Raw genomic sequence first — 18,729 nt, forward strand, 5'->3', positions numbered from 1 at the left:
AATGAATATGAAACAACTACTCTTATATACCGGCTTGTTGTTGCTCATGCTGCAAACAGCCTGCACAAAGAAATTTGATGAGATCAATACAGACCCTACCCAGGGCACGGAAGAGAATTTTGATCCCAACTCGCTGCTGAGTTTTGCCCAATACAGCTTTGCCAGCCCGGGGTATTCGCAGCTGCTGTATCCAAGTACCAGCATGCAGGTATTGGCCTCTACCTTTAACTATTATGGCAATGGCGATAAGTATGTGAATACAGGTGGCACCATTGGTTACCAGGGCCTGATCTTTACAGAATGTTACGCCAACTCCAGCAGGATCTATGAGATGATGCGCCTTACAAAGGATAAAAACATAAACCTCTATAACATTGGCAAGATCATGTATGTGCTGATCCTGCAGCGCTGCACAGATGCTTATGGCGATGTGCCTTACACAGAGGCCAACCGCGCTAAAGAAGGCATTACCAAACCTAAGTATGACAGGCAGGAGGATATCTACCACCTGATGCTGCAACAGCTGGATACCGCCATTCAGGCGCTGGACCCTGCACAACCCAGGCCTACCAATGATCTTTTCTATAAAGGGGATCTTACCAAATGGAAACGCTTTGGCTATTCCCTGATGTTGCGGATAGCTATGCGGCTTACTAAAATAGATGCGGTTACTGCGCGCACCTGGGCAGAAAAAGCCGCTGCAGGCGGCACCCTTTCCGGCGTGGGTGACAATGCTTTTGTGATCTGTGATGTAAGCAAGGCTCAGGATAATACCTCAAATGCAATGCTTACCGGCAATGATTTCCGGGAGCTGCGCTGGAGCAAGACCTTTATAGATTTCTTACGCAGTACCAATGACCCGCGGCTGGGCGTTGTAGGGGAAGTGTCTTTACCCGGCCTGGCTAATAATGGCAATCAGGGACTTACCGGCGATACCTCCGCAGCCGCGCAGTTAGGTTTGCCAAATGGGTACGATCTGCTGGGCGGCGACACAGATATACGCGACCGGGCAGATTATCCCGGTGGTACAGGTACCGGCACGGATGTAGCACCCTTAGGTAAATATTCCCGCCCACGGGTAAATGTGTTCATGAAACGGAACGGGACGGATTTTGTGCTTACTTATGCAGAGTCTGAGTTGCTGCTGGCAGAAGCCAAAGCAAGAAATTGGGATGTGCCCGGCGCTGCCGCACAACATTATGCCAATGGAGTAGGGGGCGCTATGCAACAAATGGCGCAGTTTGATGCTGCCGCCGCCATATCTGCTGATGCGATACAAAGATACGTAGGTACGCATACGTTAGATATGTCTTCTTTGGAGGCATCGCTGGAAATGATCAACACCCAGTATTGGGCCGCAACCATTTTCAATTTTGTTGAAACATGGAGCAACTGGCGGCGTTCCGGGTACCCCCGGCTTACGCCGGTAAACTACCCGGGTAATATAACGGGTGGCGTTATTCCACGGCGTATGATCTACCTGGCGTCTGAGCAATTGAATAATGGAGATCATTACCGTGCGGGAGTAAGTACGTTAACGCCTGCTGCTGACCTGCTGACTTCGCGGGTATGGTGGGATAAATAGCGCGATCTTAAATTTTATATAATAATTAACAACACATCCATAGCTTGCACATGTAACCAAAACGCATATACTTATGTTATATTGGTGTGCGCGTATTTGCAGGCTATGGATTTTTTATGAGCTAAAACCGGTCTTTTATTTTAGCAAAAAAATCCCCCGTTTTGACTATTTTATTGAAAATGACAGCTTAGTGTTGTGAAATATAAAAATTTTATCTATGTTTGAGATTAATAAGTGACTGTGTAATAACCAGTGATCAATAGATAAAACTATTTCAATATAAGTTTATGTAACTACTTGTATTGTCCTTATATTAGTACCTGCCGTGGAGGCGGGAAAAAACTGCCACTTGGGCAGGTTCTGGAAATGTAGATGTTTTGGATGGGACACAAGATTAAACCCAAAGGGACAATGGTAGAAATATTACGATGTTTTTTACTATTATTCAATAAATTACTATATTACATCTAAGATTACAAAGCTTTTTTTATAAAAAATTCTATACCGTGGATAGCCGTTGAGGGACTGTAAAAAGCAGCGTGACAGCGGGATATCCCTTTATGAAACCTTTTGAAAACCTATTTTGAAACCTATGGAACAATTTGACACAACGCCTTAAAGACATCACTGAGTGATCAGTGAGCAGTAATTATTCCTTATACCTTGTATCGCGAACCATCCGGTTACGGCGCCTATATCGTTATTGAATAAATATTGTATGAAAACCGTTATCCCCCGCCGTGGGATAGTTATAACTATGCCAGTTTCTCATTCAATTAATCGCTTTAACACTATAGTAATTAATCTAACTAAAAAACAGTAAAATGAAAAGATCGCTCCTCGTATGCGCGGTACTTTTTCTGTTGTGTGCGAACTTTGTTTTAGCACAGGAAAAGAAAACGGTAGCCGGTATCGTGCAGGATGAAAAAGGCCTCCCGCTGGTGGGCGTGAGTATCCAGGAAAAGGGTAGCAATACCAACGGTACCCTCACGGACGCCAATGGTACCTTTAAATTAAGTGTGAGCACAGATGCTACGCTCCTTTTTACTTATGTAGGTTACATGCGCCAGGAAGTTCCGCTGAATGGCCGTGTTTCCCTGGCTATGAAAATGATGCCGGATAGCAAAGGTCTGAATGAGATCGTGGTAACGGCTTTGGGTATCAAACGCGAACGCCGTAAACTGGGGTATGCGATTGCCAACGTATCCGGTGAGGATATGATCAAGGCGTCCCCTACCAACTTTGGTTCCGCACTGTATGGCCGGGCCGCCGGTGTTAGCGTACAAAGCGCTCCCGGTGGTGCTACCAGTGCGGTGATCCTGAAGATCAGGGGCGTGAACACCCTGAACGGTGATAACCAGCCGCTGATCGTAGTGGACGGTGTGCCCATCAGGAACGATGCCAACTTTAACAGCACTACTCTAAACAGCCAGTACGACCGTATTCGTGGCAACAGCTTGCTGGATATCAACCCTGAAAATATCCAGGACGTGAGCATCCTGAAAGGCGCTGCTGCAACCGCCCTGTATGGTTCCAACGGTTCCAACGGCGTGGTACTGATCACTACCAAACAAGGTACAAGAAGGCAGGGCATTGGCGTTGACTTTAACTATTCATATGGCATGGAAAAAGTAGCCTTCCTGCCGGAATACCAGACTAGCTATGGTCCTGGCTACGGCCGTAATGATAACCCCGCCGGTTATGACAAAGACGGTTGGTCCAATGCGGATGTAAACGGAGACGGTAAGCCCGATCTTACGCCATTCTTTGGTGCATATTCTCAGTTTGGTCCTAAGTTTGACGGTCGCGATTTTTACTATTGGGACGGAACAACGCGTAAATACCAGGCGCATCCTGACAACTGGAAAAAATTCTATCGTACAGGCGGCAGCTCTATCGCCAATGTGGCTATTAACAGCGCAAATGAGAGAGGAAGTATCCGTTTCTCCTATACCCGTAACGATTATAAGGGTATACAGCTGAATAGCAAGCAGGAAAAAAATACATTCAACCTGAACACCTCTTATAAAATAACACCTAAATTAACTACAGATTTCGTTGTTAACTACGTGAACGAGTTTGTACATAACCGGCCAGACCAGATACACTCAATGACTGGTAGCTACGGCGGTTTTGTGAGCCCGGCTGATGATATGGATGTGTTCTTCAATAAGTATAAAACCAGCAAGGGATATAAATTTGCGCCATATGATAATACAGCGCTCGATCCCGAAGAAGCGCTTAAATACAGATCAAGGACAGATCTGCTGAGCTGGATGTGGAACCAACTGCAGAACAGCTATGATGAAAGAACAAACCGTGTAGTGTCCAGCGCTACCGTTAGCTATGAAATAAACAAGAATATAAAGGTGCGTGGCCGTTTTGGTAACGACTTTACCGGTTACGGATCTGAGCAGAAGAACTACGCGGAATACCCGCTGGCCTTCGGCGCTTCCGGCGCATATGCGGTGGCCAACAACCAGTATAATATTTCTTATGCGGACCTGTTAGCCACTTATAATAAGGAGTTTTCTCCTAAGTTTGGCTTAAGCTTCAGTGCGGGTTATCAGGCACGCCGTGAAGACAAAAGATATAACTATGCCAGTACAAGGGATGGTCTGATTGAAGAGAACTGGTTCACTATTAACGCTTCTAAGAGTCCCATTAATCCTAATAACGACTTCTTTGGGACTTCCAGGACTTCTTACCTGCAGGACGGTATCTTTGGTATCCTGGGTTTAAGCTATCGCAACTTCCTGTTCCTGGAAGCCACAGAGCGCTACGAAAGGATCTCTACCCTGGCGCCCGGGCATAATGCTTATTTCTATCCCAGCGTAAGCCTTTCCTTTGAATTAAGTAAGGCTTTACACATGCCGCGGATGGTTGACTACAGCAAATTACGCCTGTCTTATGGTGTGGCTGCAACGCCTCCTGATCTGTATAAGGCAAATATCGTGTATAGCGGTACCCCGGTTAATGGTGTAGCTATGCTGTATCCGCCTTCTCAATATGGCAACAATGATCTGGAGCCTGAGTTTAAGCACGAGTTTGAAGTGGGTTGGGAAACCAAAATGTTTGAAAACCGTTTCGGGTTTGACTTCTCTTTCTATAACAGCGTAATCAAAGGACAGATCGTTAACTTGACTGTACCTACCACCGTAGGCGCTCGCTCTATCTGGCAGAACGTAGGTGATCTGGGTAACCAAGGCCTTGAGCTGGCTATTTATGGTACGCCCATTGCCAAGAAGAATTTTGATTGGAGCGTGCGCGGCAATCTGGGCTTTAACCAAAACAAGCTGAAGAGCCTCCGTTCCGGTGTTGACCAAATGCGCCTCACTACCGGTGATCTTCCTGATGGTGGTTCATTTGATATTGTTGCGAATGTGGGACAGGCAGCTGGCGACATCATGGTTCGTCCATTCAAAAAAGATGCACAAGGTCAGTTCATCACTGATGCGCAAGGTTTTTATATAACAGACTTTACCAGGTATGAGAAAGCTGGCAACATTCAGCCCAAAATGACTGGCGGTATTGCTAATACTATCCGTTACAAGAACTGGAGCCTGGACTTCCTGGTAGATTTCCGTTGGGGTGGTCAGATGCTTTCTCTCAGTAACTTCTACAACACAGGCGCCGGTATGTTCAAGAGCACTATGAAGTACCGTGATGAAGCCAATGGCGGTATCACCTACTATGAAGATGCAACCGGTAACAGAACCCGTATGGACAAAGGCGCTTCCGCACCCGCAGGTGCCACTGTATTCCATGACGGTGTGGTGCTGGATGGTGTAGACGAAAATGGCAAAAAGAATGAGAAGATCCTGACTGCGGCGCAATATTACGTGTATACCTTCCAATGGGGTAACTACGCCAGTAACGCAACCATGAACTCGTATTCCAATGCTGTATACGACAACAACTTCATTAAATTCCGTGAGTTCTCCTTGAACTACACACTGCCGGTAGGGATGCTTAGCAAACTGAAAATACAAAAGTTGACAGTGGGCATTTTTGGCCGCAACCTTTTCTACTTCTACAAGACACTGCCTAACCTGGATCCTGAAGCTGGTATTGGTAGCAGTTTCGTGACACAGGGTGTAGAAAGCGGCACCATGGCGCCTACCCGCACTTTAGGAGCAAATCTGAGACTGAGCTTTTAATTGAACCAGCTTAAAACTGAAAAAAATGAAGAAGAATATATTGATCATATTAATGCTGGTACCGGTATTAGGCTTCATTGCCTCATGCAAAAAGTCGTCGTTCGAAGACAGGTACCTGAACCCCGAAAAGACTACCAACGGTACTATTGACGGGCTGTACACCGGTCTGTTCCGCAATAGGCGTATTGTGCCGGATTACTGGAATGTATTTACGTTCATGACCGGACAGATGGGTATATACACGCAAACAGTAGGCGTTCCCACTACCAACAAGATGTACGAACAGGCGGTTGCTTTCGCTGAACAACGCTGGGATGATTTCTACGCTTCTCCGGACGGTAACTGGACAGCGCCTATCTCCAGCTACCGCGAAATGGAAAAGCTGTATAAAGACCTTTCCGATGTTGAAAAAGACGGCTACCTGTTACTGATGGAGACCGGAAAAGTATTTTTGCTTGACCAGGCTACACAGATGGTAGACTTTTACGGAGATATACCTTTCAGCAAGGCAGGTTCTCTGAACACCAACGGAACCGTGGATTTGCCTAGCTATGACAATGGCGCAGATGTTTATGACACCGCCCTGGTAAATTTAAAACGCATCAGCAACTGGCTGGCTACCGTACAGCCGCAGCAATTCTATCTTAGTAAACTGGCCAAACAGGATATCGTGTACAAGGGCGATCTGCAGAAATGGCGCAGGTATACCAATTCCCTGATCTTACGCCTGGCTATGCGCATCTCTTACGTGGATGAACCGAAGGCTAAATCTTATATACAGGAAATAATGGGTGATCCTACCCGTTACCCGGTGATAGACGGTAATGCGGACAATGCGTTGGTTACTACAGGCTCTACAGACCTGCTTACCATACTGGATGGTTCACAAGGCGCTTTTGTAAACGGCCATAATGTGGCGCCTGGTTACCTGGTGGATTCACTGTGGAAGCCTTCCGGAGATCCCCGCTTAAGGATTGTATATGCCCTGAACAAAAATGGCCAGTACCAGGGTCTTCCTGTGTCTTTACCTTTCGCGCAGCAGCAGGCGATGATCAGCAACCAGCTGGTATCTACGCTTGATACGGTTACTTTTGTTAAAAATCAGAGAGTGCCGGGAATCATTATGGCGGCCGCAGAAGTAAACTTCCTGAAAGCGGAAGCTGCTGAAAGATGGGGCTTCACCGGTGGAACCGCCAAATCGTTCTACGAAAACGGGATCAAACAATCCATCGAACTCTATTATTCGATACATACTAACAGTTCAGATCCGGGCACCCGGGAAACACCGATCACCGGTGCGGAAATTGCCCTGCTGCTCACCAATGCTAAAGTGGCATATGGCACTGATAATTTGAACAAGATCGCCACCCAGAAATGGGCAGATTTTGGCTTGTTCCAGAACACACAAGCCTGGGCAGAAATGAGAAGGACCGGCTTCCCCAAGCTGACGTTTGCGACAGATCCGGGTACTACGCAAGTGCCATCACCGGCATACCGCTTGCTGTATCCTACCAAAGAGGTAGCTATGAACGCAAAAAATTATGCTGCCGTGGCTGATAAGGACAAACCTTTCTCTAAGGTATTCTGGATGAGATAAACGATATTGCTGTCATATAGCAACAGATATAAGGCGCTCCGGTAAAAGTCCGGAGCGCTTTTTTTTACCCCTTCGATGATGTATTTTGTGCGTTATCATTATTTGTAACCATAAAATTCCACTCATGCAGAAACTCATCATCGCCTGCTTCCTCTTGTTTTCCCTGGCGGCTTCCGCTAATATTACCTTACCGGCTGTAATAGGCAGCAATATGGTGCTGCAACAGCAATCTGAAGCGGCTTTATGGGGTAATGCGGCCAATAATGCCAGGGTCACCGTTACCACCTCCTGGAACAAAAAACAGTATGCCATCAAAGCTAGCGCTAACGGGGCCTGGAAGATAAAGGTGCAAACGCCCGCTGCCGGAGGCCCTTATGAGATCACTATCTCTGATGGTACTGCGGTAACGCTGAAAAATGTACTTATTGGCGAGGTATGGTTCTGCTCCGGCCAGTCCAATATGGAAATGCCGGTGAAGGGTTTTAAGAACCAGCCGGTATTACATGCCGCGGATATCATGATGGAGGCTGATAACCCGCTGATCCGCCTGTTTAAAGTACCCAAAAAGATATCCCGCACGCCGCTTGGTACCTGTAATGCTGCCTGGGAAGTATCCAATGCGGAAACAGCTGGCAATTTTAGCGCTGTAGGGTATCAGTTTGCAAAGATGCTGCAGGAAAAATTAAGGGTGCCGGTAGGTATTATGGAGGCCACCTGGGGCGGCACTGTAATAGAGGCCTGGATGGATGAACAGAGCCTGCAGCCATTTGCCGGCGAGATAAAAGTGCCCGCTGTAACAGATACCGTAAAGTTAAACCCGAATGATCCCACCAACCTGTATAACGGAATGGTAGCCCCGCTGGTAGGCTACACTATTAAGGGCGCGCTCTGGTACCAGGGTGAAAGCAACCGTCTGCGTGCAGCACAGTATCAAAAGCTGATGCCCGCTATGATAAAGGAATGGCGCACTATCTGGAATAGCGGGGAATGGGCTTTCTATTATGTGCAGATAGCCCCGTTTGTTTATGGCGGCGATAAAGGGGAAACGTTTTTGCTGCGCGAGGCGCAGTTAAAGGCATTACCGCAGATTCCCAATGCAGGTATGGCGGTAAGTATGGATGTAGGTGACGAGAAGAATATACATCCCACAGATAAGACCATCATCAGCAAGCGGCTGTTGTATAATGCCCTGGCTAAAACGTATGGGTACAAAGGCGTGCCTTATGCAGGGCCGGAGCTTAAATCCATGCAGGTGGCTACAGATACGGTAAAGCTGCTATTTAACAATGCGGTGAATGGTTTAACTTCTTTTGGCAAACCCTTGTCTGATTTTGAAGTGGCAGGCGAGGATAAAGTATTCCATCCGGCTAAGGCCTGGATCACACTTTATGGGATAGCAGTGAAGAGCGAAGAAGTGAAAACACCAGTGGCAGTGCGGTATGGATTTAAAGATTGGCTGGTGGGGAGTTTGTTTAATACGGAAGGATTGCCGGCTTCGTCTTTCAGGACGGATGAGTGGTAGAATAGCAGCAAGATCACAAATAGAACGAAAGCACCCAGACATATAATTAATATGCCGGGTGCTTTCGTTTAATAATGCTGCATTAGCAGATGCTTTTAAAGACCAATAACCTCTACCAGGTACCCATTTGAGTAGGCAGAGTTAACATGTAATTGTATTGCGGTGATGGTAGTAACAGATTTCATGCCGGTGGCTGTATACACGTTCGGAGATGATGTCGTAAACATGTAGCTGGCAATCTGCGTGTGCGGGCTTACACGATTATCGTACAAGGTAACGGAAGTAGGCACATCGCCGCTCCCGTGAATTTCATAATCAATGTAGTTGCCGGCAGGGCCTCCTGCAGTGGGGGTGCCCCATGTAGTACCGGTTATAGGGAATGGCAGCGTAAAGGCGCTTTTCTTAATCACGGACTTGTGATTTGGCTTAGGTACATTTTCAAAACTGGACAATGAGAATACAGTGCACAATAGCAGTGCAATAGCTAACAACTTTTTCATAAATGGTAATTATTGTTGTGGGTTAAAAAATGCTCGTAAATATGATGTCTGAACGTTTATTTAAAAAGTCGCTGATGGCAAAACCAGATACGGGAAACATCGCGCACAGCAAGCGCATAACAGAGAGAAAACTTTTTTCATAGCTAATGGTTAACTGAGGGTTCACTAAAAAATTATCGTATCGAATGTAGGTGTTTTTTTGACACGAAAAACATTATTTTTTGTTAACGCAGATCGTTGAATACTTATGTTGTTAAGAATGAATAATAAAAAAGTCAGTGCGTTTTTCACACTGACTTTTATGATTATAATTTAAATATCGATTTGATTATTTCAGCAGCTGTTTTATCTCGCTCAGCTTTAGCAGCGCTTCTACAGGCGTTAGCCGGTTTATGTCCACATGCTCGAGCATGTCCCTGATCTCTTTAAACGTATCACTATGCGCATCAAAAATACTCAGTTGTACTTTAGCGGCAGAAGGCGCGATCTGTTTAACATTCTTCTGCAGCGGCGCTTCAATATGTTTTTCTTCCAGCGTGCCTAGTACTTCGTTGGCGCGCTCTACCAGCGCAGGTGGCATACCGGCCATACGGGCCACATGTATACCAAAGCTGTGGCGGCTGCCACCGGGCGCCAGCTTACGGAGGAAGATCACTTTATTGCCGGATTCCATATTGGTGATATGGAAGTTCTTAACGCGGCCATGTTTATTCTCCAGTTCATTCAGCTCATGATAGTGCGTGGCAAACAGTGTTTTGGGCCGGTGCTCCGTCATATCGTGCAGGTATTCCACAATGCTCCAGGCAATGGAGATGCCGTCGTAAGTGCTGGTGCCGCGCCCTATCTCATCCAGTATTACCAGGCTGCGGGGTGTGATGTTGTTGATGATGCTGGCGGTTTCATTCATCTCCACCATAAAGGTAGACTCGCCGCCGCTCAGGTTATCCGAAGCGCCCACACGGGTAAAGATCTTATCCGTAAGACCAATAGTGGCTGCGCTGGCCGGCACAAAACTGCCCATATGCGCCATCAGGGTGATAAGAGCTGTTTGCCGCAGCAGGGCAGATTTACCGCTCATGTTAGGACCGGTAAGGATGATGATCTGCTGTGTCTCCTGGTCCAGCAGTATATCATTGGCTACATAGGCTTCACCGGCAGGCAGTCCGCGTTCTATCACCGGGTGCCGTCCATCACGGATATCCAGGGTATGATCTTCCGTAAGCAGCGGACGGCGGTATTTGTATTGTAATGCATTGGCCGCAAAACACAGCAGGCAGTCCATACGGGCCATGGCCTGTGCGTTCTGCTGCACGGGCACAATGTACTCCTGCAGGGCCAGTAACAGGTCGTCAAATAACTGTATCTCCAGGGTCAGGATCTTTTCCTCCGCACCGGTGATCTTCTCTTCATATTCCTTGAGCTCCGGGGTAATGTAACGCTCTGCATTGGCCAGCGTTTGTTTGCGGATCCAGTTGGTGGGTACTTTATTACGGTGGGCGTTGGTCACCTCCAGGTAATAGCCAAACACGTTGTTAAAGGCTACTTTCAGGGAGGGGATGCCGGTGGCCTCAGATTCCTGTTGTTGTATACGCAGCAGGTATTCTTTACCTGAGCTGGCTATCAGCCGCAGTTTATCCAGCTCAGGGTGTATGCCTTCCCGTATTACGCCGCCTTTAATGGCTTGTACCGGCGGCGTTTCCGTTACCTGTTCCAGGATGCGTTCCAGAATAGCAGGGCAGGGGTCCAGCTGGGCGTGCAGGCGTTGCAGATAGGCATTGTCTGTAGTGGCCAGCAGCTCCTGGATGGCGGCTACCTGTTGCAGGGATTTGGCCAGCTGCATCACTTCGCGGGGATTAATCTTTTTGAGCGGTATTTTGGATACCAGTCTTTCCAGGTCGCCGGCTTGTTTAAGATGTTGTTGCAGGCCTTTGGCCAGGTCTGTTTCGCGGATAAAGTATTCGACCACATCCAGGCGCTCGTTGATCTGCTGTATATCGCGCAATGGGAATACCAGCCAGCGTTTTAGCAGGCGGGCGCCCATGGGGCTTACAGTATTGTCCAGCACCTGTAACAGGGTATGTCCGTTCTCCACGCTGCTGTTCAGCAGTTCCAGGTTACGTACGGTAAAGCGGTCCATCCACAGGAAATCATCCTGTTCCAGACGCTGCATGCCGGTAATATGCTGCAGGTGCGGATGCTCTGTATCCCGCAGGTAGTGCAGGGTAGCGCCCGCGGCAATATGTGCCTCCTGCATATCATCTACCCCAAACCCTTTGAGGGAGTGGGTGCCAAAATGTTTAAGCAGCGTTTCCTGTGCATACTGGGTGGTAAAGATCCACTCCTCCAGCGTATAGGTATAAAAGCGGCTGCCAAATACCTGTTTGAAATGTTTTTGCTGCGGCCGGGCAAAAACTACTTCTGCCGGTTTAAAGCTTTGCAGTAGTTTTTCAATATATTCCTCGTTGCCCTGGGCCACTACGAACTCGCCGGTGGAGATATCCAGGAATGCCACGCCCGTGGCGGTAGCGCCAAAGTGTACGGCGGCCAGGAAGTTGTTGCTGGAGTTCTCCAGCAGTTTATCATTCACGGCCACGCCGGGGGTGACCATCTCTGTAACGCCGCGTTTTACGATGCCTTTTACCGTCTTGGGATCCTCCAGCTGGTCGCATACGGCCACGCGGTGCCCGGCTTTTACCAGTTTATGCAGATAAGTATCCAGCGCATGGTGGGGAAAACCCGCCAGGTCTACATAAGAGGCCGAGCCGTTGGCCCTTTTGGTTAACACAATACCCAATACCCGGGAAGCAATCACTGCATCCTCATTGAATGTTTCATAAAAATCGCCTACCCGGAACAGCAGCACAGCATCCGGATACTTTGTCTTGATGGCGTTGTGCTGCTGCATTAGTGGGGTTTCTTCCGATTTGCTTTTAGCCATAGGCGCAAATATAGTAAATGTGCTGATGTGCAAATATGCTAATGTGCTGATGTAAAGCGGTGATTTTATAATATAAAACTGATATAATACATGTTATTTATATGCCTCTATTCTCCCATTAGCACATTAGCATATTTGCACATCAGCACATTAAATTATCTTTGTCCTTATGCGTAAACTAAGTATGGCCGAGTTGGGCCGTAAAACCATCCACCAGTTTAAGGAGGCCGATAAAACCCCCTTAGTGCTGGTGCTGGATAATATCAGGAGCATGCATAACGTGGGCTCCGTTTTCCGCACGGCCGACGCTTTCCTGGTACAGGGCCTGGTTTTATGCGGGTATACCCCCACGCCTCCGCACCGGGATATCAATAAAACGGCCCTCGGCGCTACAGAAACGGTGGATTGGCAATACCTGCCCACGACCCTCGAAGCAGTACAACAGCTGCAAGCCGAAGGGTATGCGGTGATGGCGGTGGAACAGGCCGCACAGAGCGTGATGCTGGATGCTTTTATTCCCCCGGCCAACCAGCCGCTGGCCCTGGTGTTTGGCAACGAAGTAACCGGGGTAGACGCCGCTGTGATGCAGCACGTGAACGGCTGTATCGAGATCCCCCAAAGCGGTATGAAACATTCCCTTAATATTTCTGTGAGCGCCGGTATTGTGGTTTGGGATATCTTTGTAAAAATGAAAAAATAGCCTTAGCAGCCGTTGGCCATTACACCGATGATGGCCTGGAGCTAAAAGCTAACAGCAAAAAGCCAAAAGCTTTAAATATGATCAGCACCGTCAATAAGTATCTTTCGCTTGTAAAATTTGCCCATACCATTTTTGCCATGCCCTTTGCCATGACAGGCTTTTTCCTGGCTACGGTAAAAGCGGGGCATCCCTTTTCCTGGCAGCCGTTTGTACTGGTAGTGCTTTGTATGGTGTTTGCCCGGAGTGCCGCCATGGCATTTAACCGCTGGCTGGATGCGGATATTGACAAACGTAACCCCCGTACCGCACAACGGGAAATACCCGCCGGCATTATTGCGCCCGGCAATGCCCTGTTCTTTGTAATTGCCAACGCGGCGCTGTTTATGCTCTGCACCTGGTTCATCAACCGTATTTGCTTTTTCCTGTCGCCCGTAGCGCTGGCCGTAGTGCTGGGCTATAGCTATACCAAACGTTTTACCGCCCTGTGTCACCTGGTGCTGGGCCTGGGCCTCTCCCTGGCGCCTATAGGGGCCTTTTTATCCGTAACTGGTTATTTTGCCGTGCTGCCGGTGCTGGTATCCGTACTGGTGCTGTGCTGGGTATCCGGTTTCGATATTATATACGCCCTGCAGGATGTGGATTTTGACCGCTCGCAGGCGCTGAACTCCATACCCGCCTGGCTGGGACAGGCCAACGGCTTAAGGGTATCCGAGCTGCTGCATGCCATTGCCGCCGCCATGGTGATCAGTATAGGCCTTGTGGGCCATTTTAGCTGGCTGTACTGGATAGGGGCCGGCGTGTTCATCATCATGCTCATATCCCAGCACCTGCTGGTAAAACCCAATGACCTTAGCCGGGTAAATCTGGCTTTTATGACCACCAACGGTATTGCCAGCGTGGTATATGCCGTATTTGTAATCGCAGACATGCTGGTAACACGATAAACGCTACATGGGGAGGATCTTAGCCATTGATTACGGAAAGAAAAGGACGGGGCTGGCCGTCACGGACCCGTTACAGCTTATTGCCAGCGGTTTGACCACGGTGCTCACCCACGAGCTGATCCCGTACCTGAAAAAATATATGGCGCAGGAGCCGGTCACCCAGATCATCATAGGCGAGCCCAAAGGCCTGGATGGCGGCGCTACAGACGCCACTGCGCTGGTAGAGGAATGCGTGCGCATCCTGCACAAACATTTCCCGGATATCCCCGTTAAAAAGATAGACGAACGCTTCACCTCCAAAATAGCCTTCCGCTCTATGATCGATAGCGGCCTCAAAAAAAAGGACCGTCAGAATAAAGGCCTGGTAGACGAGATCAGCGCCACAGTATTACTACAGGAGTACCTCCAGTACCGGTAAGCTATTAGTATTTAACGGTAAGCTATTAGCTGTAGGCGCTGACTAACAGCTAACTGCTAAAATCTAACCGCTATTTTCTTACCTTTGCATCCTTTAAACTTTAATTTATCATGATATTACCCATCGTAGCCTACGGTCATCCTGTATTGAGAAAAGTAGCTGAAGATATTACGCCTGACTATCCGCAGTTGCAGCAGTTGATCGCAAATATGTGGGAAACTATGTATGGTTCCAGTGGGGTAGGCCTGGCTGCTCCCCAGGTAAATAAGCCCATCCGTTTATTTGTGGTGGACAGTGAGCAGATCATCAACAACCTGGAAGAGGATGAAAAAGCAGACTATCCGGGTGATAACGGCGTTAAACAGGTATTTATCAATGCTCATATAGTAGAAACAGAAGGGGACGAATGGCCTTACAGCGAAGGATGCCTGAGCATTCCAAAGATCCGGGAAGATGTTTACCGTCCGGAGGTGATCCGCCTGCGGTATGTAGATGAGAACTTCCAGCCGCACGAACGTACTTTCCATGGCATCACCGCCCGGGTGATCTTCCATGAATATGATCATACCGAGGGTAAATTATTCATTGATTACCTCAAACCTCTCAAACGCCGCATGCTGAAAGGCAAGTTAGAAGACATCTCAAAAGGGAAGATAAACACTGATTATAAAATGATTTTCCATAAATAAAATAGAATAAAATTTTGTAATGTAAAAAAAGCATTCTATTTTAGCCCCCGACAATACATAACTATCCTAGTGTCTGATTTGAGACCCACTCTAACATATACAGAAGCTGAATTGGTTCAGGGATTAAAGGCCCGGGACGAAAAAGTATTCAGCTATATATATGATCACTATTCCCCCGCATTATATGGCGTAGCGCTCAAAGTGCTGAACGATGAGAATGCCGCAGTGGATGTGCTGCAGGAGATCTTCCTGAAGATCTGGCGCGGCGTGGAGCGGTATGACGCCGACAAAGGCCGCCTGTTCACCTGGATGCTGAACATAGCGCGCAACACGGCTATTGACGCCCTGCGGTCCCGCGCGCATAAGCTGGGACAGAAGATGCAGGAGATCGGGAACGGCAATTTCCCACTGGAGCAATTCACGGTGCAGCAATCAATTGATCATCTCGGGTTATCTAAAGTGCTGGACCAGCTGAATAAGGATCAGCGGGTGATCATTGATCTGGCGTATTACCGGGGATGCACCCAGGAAGAAATAGCCAAAATACTGGATATGCCATTGGGTACAGTAAAGACCAGGATGCGGAATGCCATAATACAATTGCGGAATATCTTAAAACAGGTTGAATAAAGGTGGATGTACAACGCTACATATCGTCCGGTATCATAGAAAGCTACGTAGTAGGGATCATTACTGAACAAGAGGCCAGGGAAGTGGAGCAAGCTATTGCCCAGCACCCCGAAATACAGGCTGCGGTAGACGCCTGCCGCCTGGATATGGAACGTTATGTACAGCTCTACGCTGTTACACCGCCCAAAGCCATCCGCAAACGCCTGCTGGAAGCAATTGACCAGGAGGAGCTGCCGGAAGGCGAAACGCTGTTACCGGAAGAGCTGCGCGCACCTGAAATGCCATCGCCCTCGGCCAACGGCGCCAGGGAAAGAAAACCCATGCCGCCGCAGCGCATATGGCAATTTGCATTTTTACTGACGTTGGTCGCATTGATCATTTTCGTGGTCATGAGTTCCAATAATGCCAGCAGCGCTAAGGAATATCAACAAAAATACGACGAAGAGAAAGCAGCCCATGAACAGCTGAACCAGGAATACCAGGCAGCTAATGGGGCGCTTGACGATGCTATAACAGAATTAAAGCTGCTGAAAGACCCCGCTGTTAAATGGACCCGTCTTGCCGGTATGGGCAAACACACCGGCCAGCTGGTTACCATTGGCTGGAATCCACAATCCAAAGACGTATTCCTGCTGGCGCAATCCTTACCTGCGCCCGCCGCTGATCAGCAATATCAATTGTGGGCCATTGTAAACGGCAAACCTGTGGACGCCGGTGTATTTACAACAGGCGATTCAAAACTGCAAAAAATGAAACAGGTAACTGCCGCCCAGGTATTTGCCATCACCCTGGAGAAAAAAGGCGGTAGCCCCACCGCATCGCTGGACCAGATCTTCGTTGCCGCTAAGGTCAATCTCAACTAATTACAGATAACTAATAATTAAGGACTTTCGTTATACGTGCACATAACGAACAATTAACCATATGGATATATCCATAATTCAGTTTTAATTGCTAATTTTCGCTCTCATTACCCCCATTCATAACCACTGCCTCCCTTAGATACGATAAACGCCTATGCCATCTTTTTTGGCAAGCGCTCTTTTGCCTGAACTAAATAAACTAACCCAGGAGGTATTGTGGAATCCGATTATACATATACGGAAGCAGAGCTGGTGCAAGGCCTGAAGGCCAGGAACCAACGGATATTCAGCTATTTATATGACCATTATTCCCCGGCGCTGTACGGGGTGGCATTAAAAATACTGAATGATGAAACTGCGGCGGGGGACACCCTGCAGGAGGTTTTTTTGAAGATATGGCGTAATATTGACCGTTACAACGAGGAAAAAGGCCGCCTATTCACCTGGATGTTGAATATTACGCGTAACACATCTATTGATATGCTTCGTTCCAAAGCACATAGATTGGATAAAAAAATCCAAGATGTTGGCGACGACGTACATTTATATACAGGTCATCTAACCGTTTACCAATCTACTGATCACCTAGGACTTTCAAAAGTTTTAGAAAAACTGAATAAGGAACAACGTATCATTATTGATTTATCGTACTATAAAGGCTGTACACAGGAAGAGATAGCAACTATACTGAATATTCCTTTAGGTACTGTAAAGACCAGGACACGCCTGGCAATGATCAGATTGAGGAACCTTTTAAAAACGATATAAAACCGTTATACAACGTGAGTGAACAGCGTTTCATAACTTCCGGTATTATCGAATTATATGTAGCTGGCATGGCTACCGAGCAGGAAGCCCGGGAGCTGGAGGCAGCCACGGCGCAATTTCCCGAACTGGCGGCTGAAGTAGAGGCCTGCCGGCGGGATATGGAGCAGTACATACGCCTGCAGGCCGTAGCGCCGCCGCCGGCCATTAAGGAGCATTTGCTCCGCATGGTATCTGACGAAACAAAACTGATTGAATAATGCGCCGCAGCCTGGTGTTTATTCCTGTTTTGTTTATTGTGTAGCGCGACCAACCAGCAACAGCTCTTTTCCATCCCTCATCAATTCTTCCCTTTATTACCGGGCAGGGGCGGCCATGGATGCCTATACCCATACCCATATCTGCGCATTATTCATTAATTTGCACGAATGCGAAATCGTCTGATAGCTGTGGCCGGCGCTGTTATCGCCGTGCTGTTGCACCTGAACAATGCCTATGCCCAGGATACTGCTCAATACAAGGGAATGACCGTTAACCTTGACGAAGTGGTGGTGAATGCAAAACGTATAGGTTTTGACGTGAATAGTTTTATTAAAAGGGTGGAGGATGATACCACTTTTTACCGTGCGTTTAAGAACCTGCGCCTGCTGGGTTATACCGGCTATAACGATATCCGGGTATATGATAAGGAAGGCAAGGTAAAAGCCTCTCTGAAAAGCGAGACCGTACAGCATATGAATGGCCGCTGCCGCACTATGCAGGTGCTGGATGAAAAAAGTACCGGCGATTTTTATACTTCCAAAGGCGATTATAATTACTATACGGCAGAACTGTATGCCAATCTTTTCTTTACAAAAGGCACGGCCTGTGTGGATGAAAGCGGAGAGCCGCTGGAAAAGGCGGGCGGCAGCATGGAACGGCACAAGGCCCAGCTGAAACAGCTGATCTTTAACCCCGGCAAACCGGTAAGAGGCGTGCCGATAGTAGGGCCTAAAGTGGCTATCTTTAACCCGGAGGTGATGCGCTTTTACGATTTTTCCATCACAGCAGAAGAATACCTGGGCGTTTCCTGTTATGTATTTACCGCGGGCGCCAAAAAAGACCTGGGCAGGATAGACCGGGCGGATGTGGTGATCAACGAGCTGGTTACCTGGTTCAATAAAGACAATTTTGAGATCGTGGGCCGTAAATATTCGCTCTCCTATAAGACCATGCTGTTTGATTTTAATGTGCGGATGAATGTACAGATGGCCAAAAAGGACGACCTGCTGATACCCTCCCTGGTTACTTATGATGGCACCTGGGATGTGCCTTTCAAAAAGCGGGAGACAGCGGCATTTATTGCTAAGTTTCAGTTGAATTAGCAAAAAAAAGAGCAAGTGATATCACTTGCTCTTTTTGTATCTGGTAGTCAGTAT

General features: G+C 47.8%; 15 protein-coding genes. 13 read left to right on the forward strand and 2 right to left on the reverse strand.

Translation table 11 applies throughout. The annotated features are described in order from the left end of the window. Window positions 1–7: 7 nt before the first annotated feature. The 4 genes from F0L74_RS18435 to F0L74_RS18450 all read left to right on the forward strand — a co-directional run bounded on the left by F0L74_RS18435 (window position 8) and on the right by F0L74_RS18450 (window position 8,864). Entirely contained in the window at window positions 8–1,585 is a 1,578-nt protein-coding gene (locus F0L74_RS18435) for a SusD/RagB family nutrient-binding outer membrane lipoprotein (RefSeq protein WP_149839348.1), read from the forward strand. 824 nt (window positions 1,586–2,409) lie between these two features. Continuing rightward, complete coding sequence (locus F0L74_RS18440) at window positions 2,410–5,745, forward strand: SusC/RagA family TonB-linked outer membrane protein (protein WP_149839349.1); 3,336 nt, start codon at window positions 2,410–2,412, stop codon at window positions 5,743–5,745. Window positions 5,746–5,770: 25 nt separating this feature from the next. Further along, on the forward strand, window positions 5,771–7,342 hold the full coding sequence (locus tag F0L74_RS18445) for a SusD/RagB family nutrient-binding outer membrane lipoprotein (RefSeq protein ID WP_149839350.1): 1,572 nt from the start codon (window positions 5,771–5,773) through the stop codon (window positions 7,340–7,342). A gap of 124 nt (window positions 7,343–7,466) precedes the next feature. Next, complete coding sequence (locus F0L74_RS18450; RefSeq protein WP_149839351.1) at window positions 7,467–8,864, forward strand: sialate O-acetylesterase; 1,398 nt, start codon at window positions 7,467–7,469, stop codon at window positions 8,862–8,864. Between the two features lie 95 nt (window positions 8,865–8,959). Here the strand turns inward: F0L74_RS18450 and F0L74_RS18455 are convergent, their stop codons facing one another. Together F0L74_RS18455 and mutS are read right to left on the reverse strand one after the other, a co-directional pair. Beyond that, a complete protein-coding gene (locus F0L74_RS18455) occupies window positions 8,960–9,274 on the reverse strand; it encodes a hypothetical protein (protein ID WP_149839352.1) in 315 nt (104 codons plus the stop codon). A gap of 418 nt (window positions 9,275–9,692) precedes the next feature. Continuing rightward, entirely contained in the window at window positions 9,693–12,302 is a 2,610-nt protein-coding gene (gene mutS, locus F0L74_RS18460) for a DNA mismatch repair protein MutS (protein WP_149839353.1), read from the reverse strand. 169 nt (window positions 12,303–12,471) lie between these two features. On the opposite strand from mutS, the gene F0L74_RS18465 reads away from it, so the two are divergent. The 9 genes from F0L74_RS18465 to F0L74_RS18505 all read left to right on the forward strand — a co-directional run bounded on the left by F0L74_RS18465 (window position 12,472) and on the right by F0L74_RS18505 (window position 18,675). Continuing rightward, entirely contained in the window at window positions 12,472–13,002 is a 531-nt protein-coding gene (locus tag F0L74_RS18465) for an RNA methyltransferase (RefSeq protein WP_246197764.1), read from the forward strand. Between the two features lie 77 nt (window positions 13,003–13,079). After that, window positions 13,080–13,946 (forward strand): UbiA-like polyprenyltransferase, encoded by an 867-nt coding sequence (locus F0L74_RS18470; protein ID WP_149839354.1) that lies wholly within the window; start codon window positions 13,080–13,082, stop codon window positions 13,944–13,946. Window positions 13,947–13,953: 7 nt separating this feature from the next. Beyond that, window positions 13,954–14,364: a Holliday junction resolvase RuvX gene (ruvX, locus tag F0L74_RS18475; RefSeq protein WP_149839355.1), complete on the forward strand. Its 411-nt coding sequence runs from the start codon at window positions 13,954–13,956 to the stop codon at window positions 14,362–14,364. Window positions 14,365–14,474: 110 nt separating this feature from the next. Next, the gene (gene def, locus F0L74_RS18480; RefSeq protein WP_149839356.1) at window positions 14,475–15,053 is read left to right on the forward strand and encodes a peptide deformylase; all 579 of its coding nucleotides are present in this window, start codon (window positions 14,475–14,477) and stop codon (window positions 15,051–15,053) included. A gap of 111 nt (window positions 15,054–15,164) precedes the next feature. Then, a complete protein-coding gene (locus tag F0L74_RS18485) occupies window positions 15,165–15,683 on the forward strand; it encodes a sigma-70 family RNA polymerase sigma factor (protein ID WP_246197765.1) in 519 nt (172 codons plus the stop codon). A gap of 2 nt (window positions 15,684–15,685) precedes the next feature. Then, window positions 15,686–16,546 carry an anti-sigma factor gene (locus tag F0L74_RS18490; RefSeq protein ID WP_149839358.1) on the forward strand — a complete coding sequence of 287 codons (861 nt, stop codon included), beginning with the start codon at window positions 15,686–15,688 and terminating at the stop codon, window positions 16,544–16,546. Window positions 16,547–16,762: 216 nt separating this feature from the next. Further along, complete coding sequence (locus F0L74_RS18495) at window positions 16,763–17,314, forward strand: RNA polymerase sigma factor (RefSeq protein WP_149839359.1); 552 nt, start codon at window positions 16,763–16,765, stop codon at window positions 17,312–17,314. 14 nt (window positions 17,315–17,328) lie between these two features. Further along, complete coding sequence (locus F0L74_RS18500) at window positions 17,329–17,571, forward strand: hypothetical protein (protein ID WP_149839360.1); 243 nt, start codon at window positions 17,329–17,331, stop codon at window positions 17,569–17,571. A gap of 168 nt (window positions 17,572–17,739) precedes the next feature. Next, complete coding sequence (locus F0L74_RS18505; protein ID WP_149839361.1) at window positions 17,740–18,675, forward strand: hypothetical protein; 936 nt, start codon at window positions 17,740–17,742, stop codon at window positions 18,673–18,675. Window positions 18,676–18,729: the final 54 nt, after the last annotated feature.

The organism is Chitinophaga agrisoli, from assembly GCF_008386695.1.
GTDB classification, from domain to species: Bacteria; Bacteroidota; Bacteroidia; order Chitinophagales; family Chitinophagaceae; genus Chitinophaga; species Chitinophaga agrisoli.

What these genes read in the sequence shown, in the direction of transcription:
- F0L74_RS18435 (WP_149839348.1), top strand. Translation starts at nt 8, where the DNA reads ATGAAACAACTACTCTTATATACCGGCTTGTTGTTGCTCATGCTGCAA.
- F0L74_RS18440 (WP_149839349.1), top strand. Translation starts at nt 2,410, where the DNA reads ATGAAAAGATCGCTCCTCGTATGCGCGGTACTTTTTCTGTTGTGTGCG.
- F0L74_RS18445 (WP_149839350.1), top strand. Translation starts at nt 5,771, where the DNA reads ATGAAGAAGAATATATTGATCATATTAATGCTGGTACCGGTATTAGGC.
- F0L74_RS18450 (WP_149839351.1), top strand. Translation starts at nt 7,467, where the DNA reads ATGCAGAAACTCATCATCGCCTGCTTCCTCTTGTTTTCCCTGGCGGCT.
- mutS (WP_149839353.1), bottom strand. Translation starts at nt 12,302, where the DNA reads ATGGCTAAAAGCAAATCGGAAGAAACCCCACTAATGCAGCAGCACAAC.
- F0L74_RS18465 (WP_246197764.1), top strand. Translation starts at nt 12,472, where the DNA reads ATGCGTAAACTAAGTATGGCCGAGTTGGGCCGTAAAACCATCCACCAG.
- F0L74_RS18470 (WP_149839354.1), top strand. Translation starts at nt 13,080, where the DNA reads ATGATCAGCACCGTCAATAAGTATCTTTCGCTTGTAAAATTTGCCCAT.
- ruvX (WP_149839355.1), top strand. Translation starts at nt 13,954, where the DNA reads ATGGGGAGGATCTTAGCCATTGATTACGGAAAGAAAAGGACGGGGCTG.
- def (WP_149839356.1), top strand. Translation starts at nt 14,475, where the DNA reads ATGATATTACCCATCGTAGCCTACGGTCATCCTGTATTGAGAAAAGTA.
- F0L74_RS18505 (WP_149839361.1), top strand. Translation starts at nt 17,740, where the DNA reads ATGCGAAATCGTCTGATAGCTGTGGCCGGCGCTGTTATCGCCGTGCTG.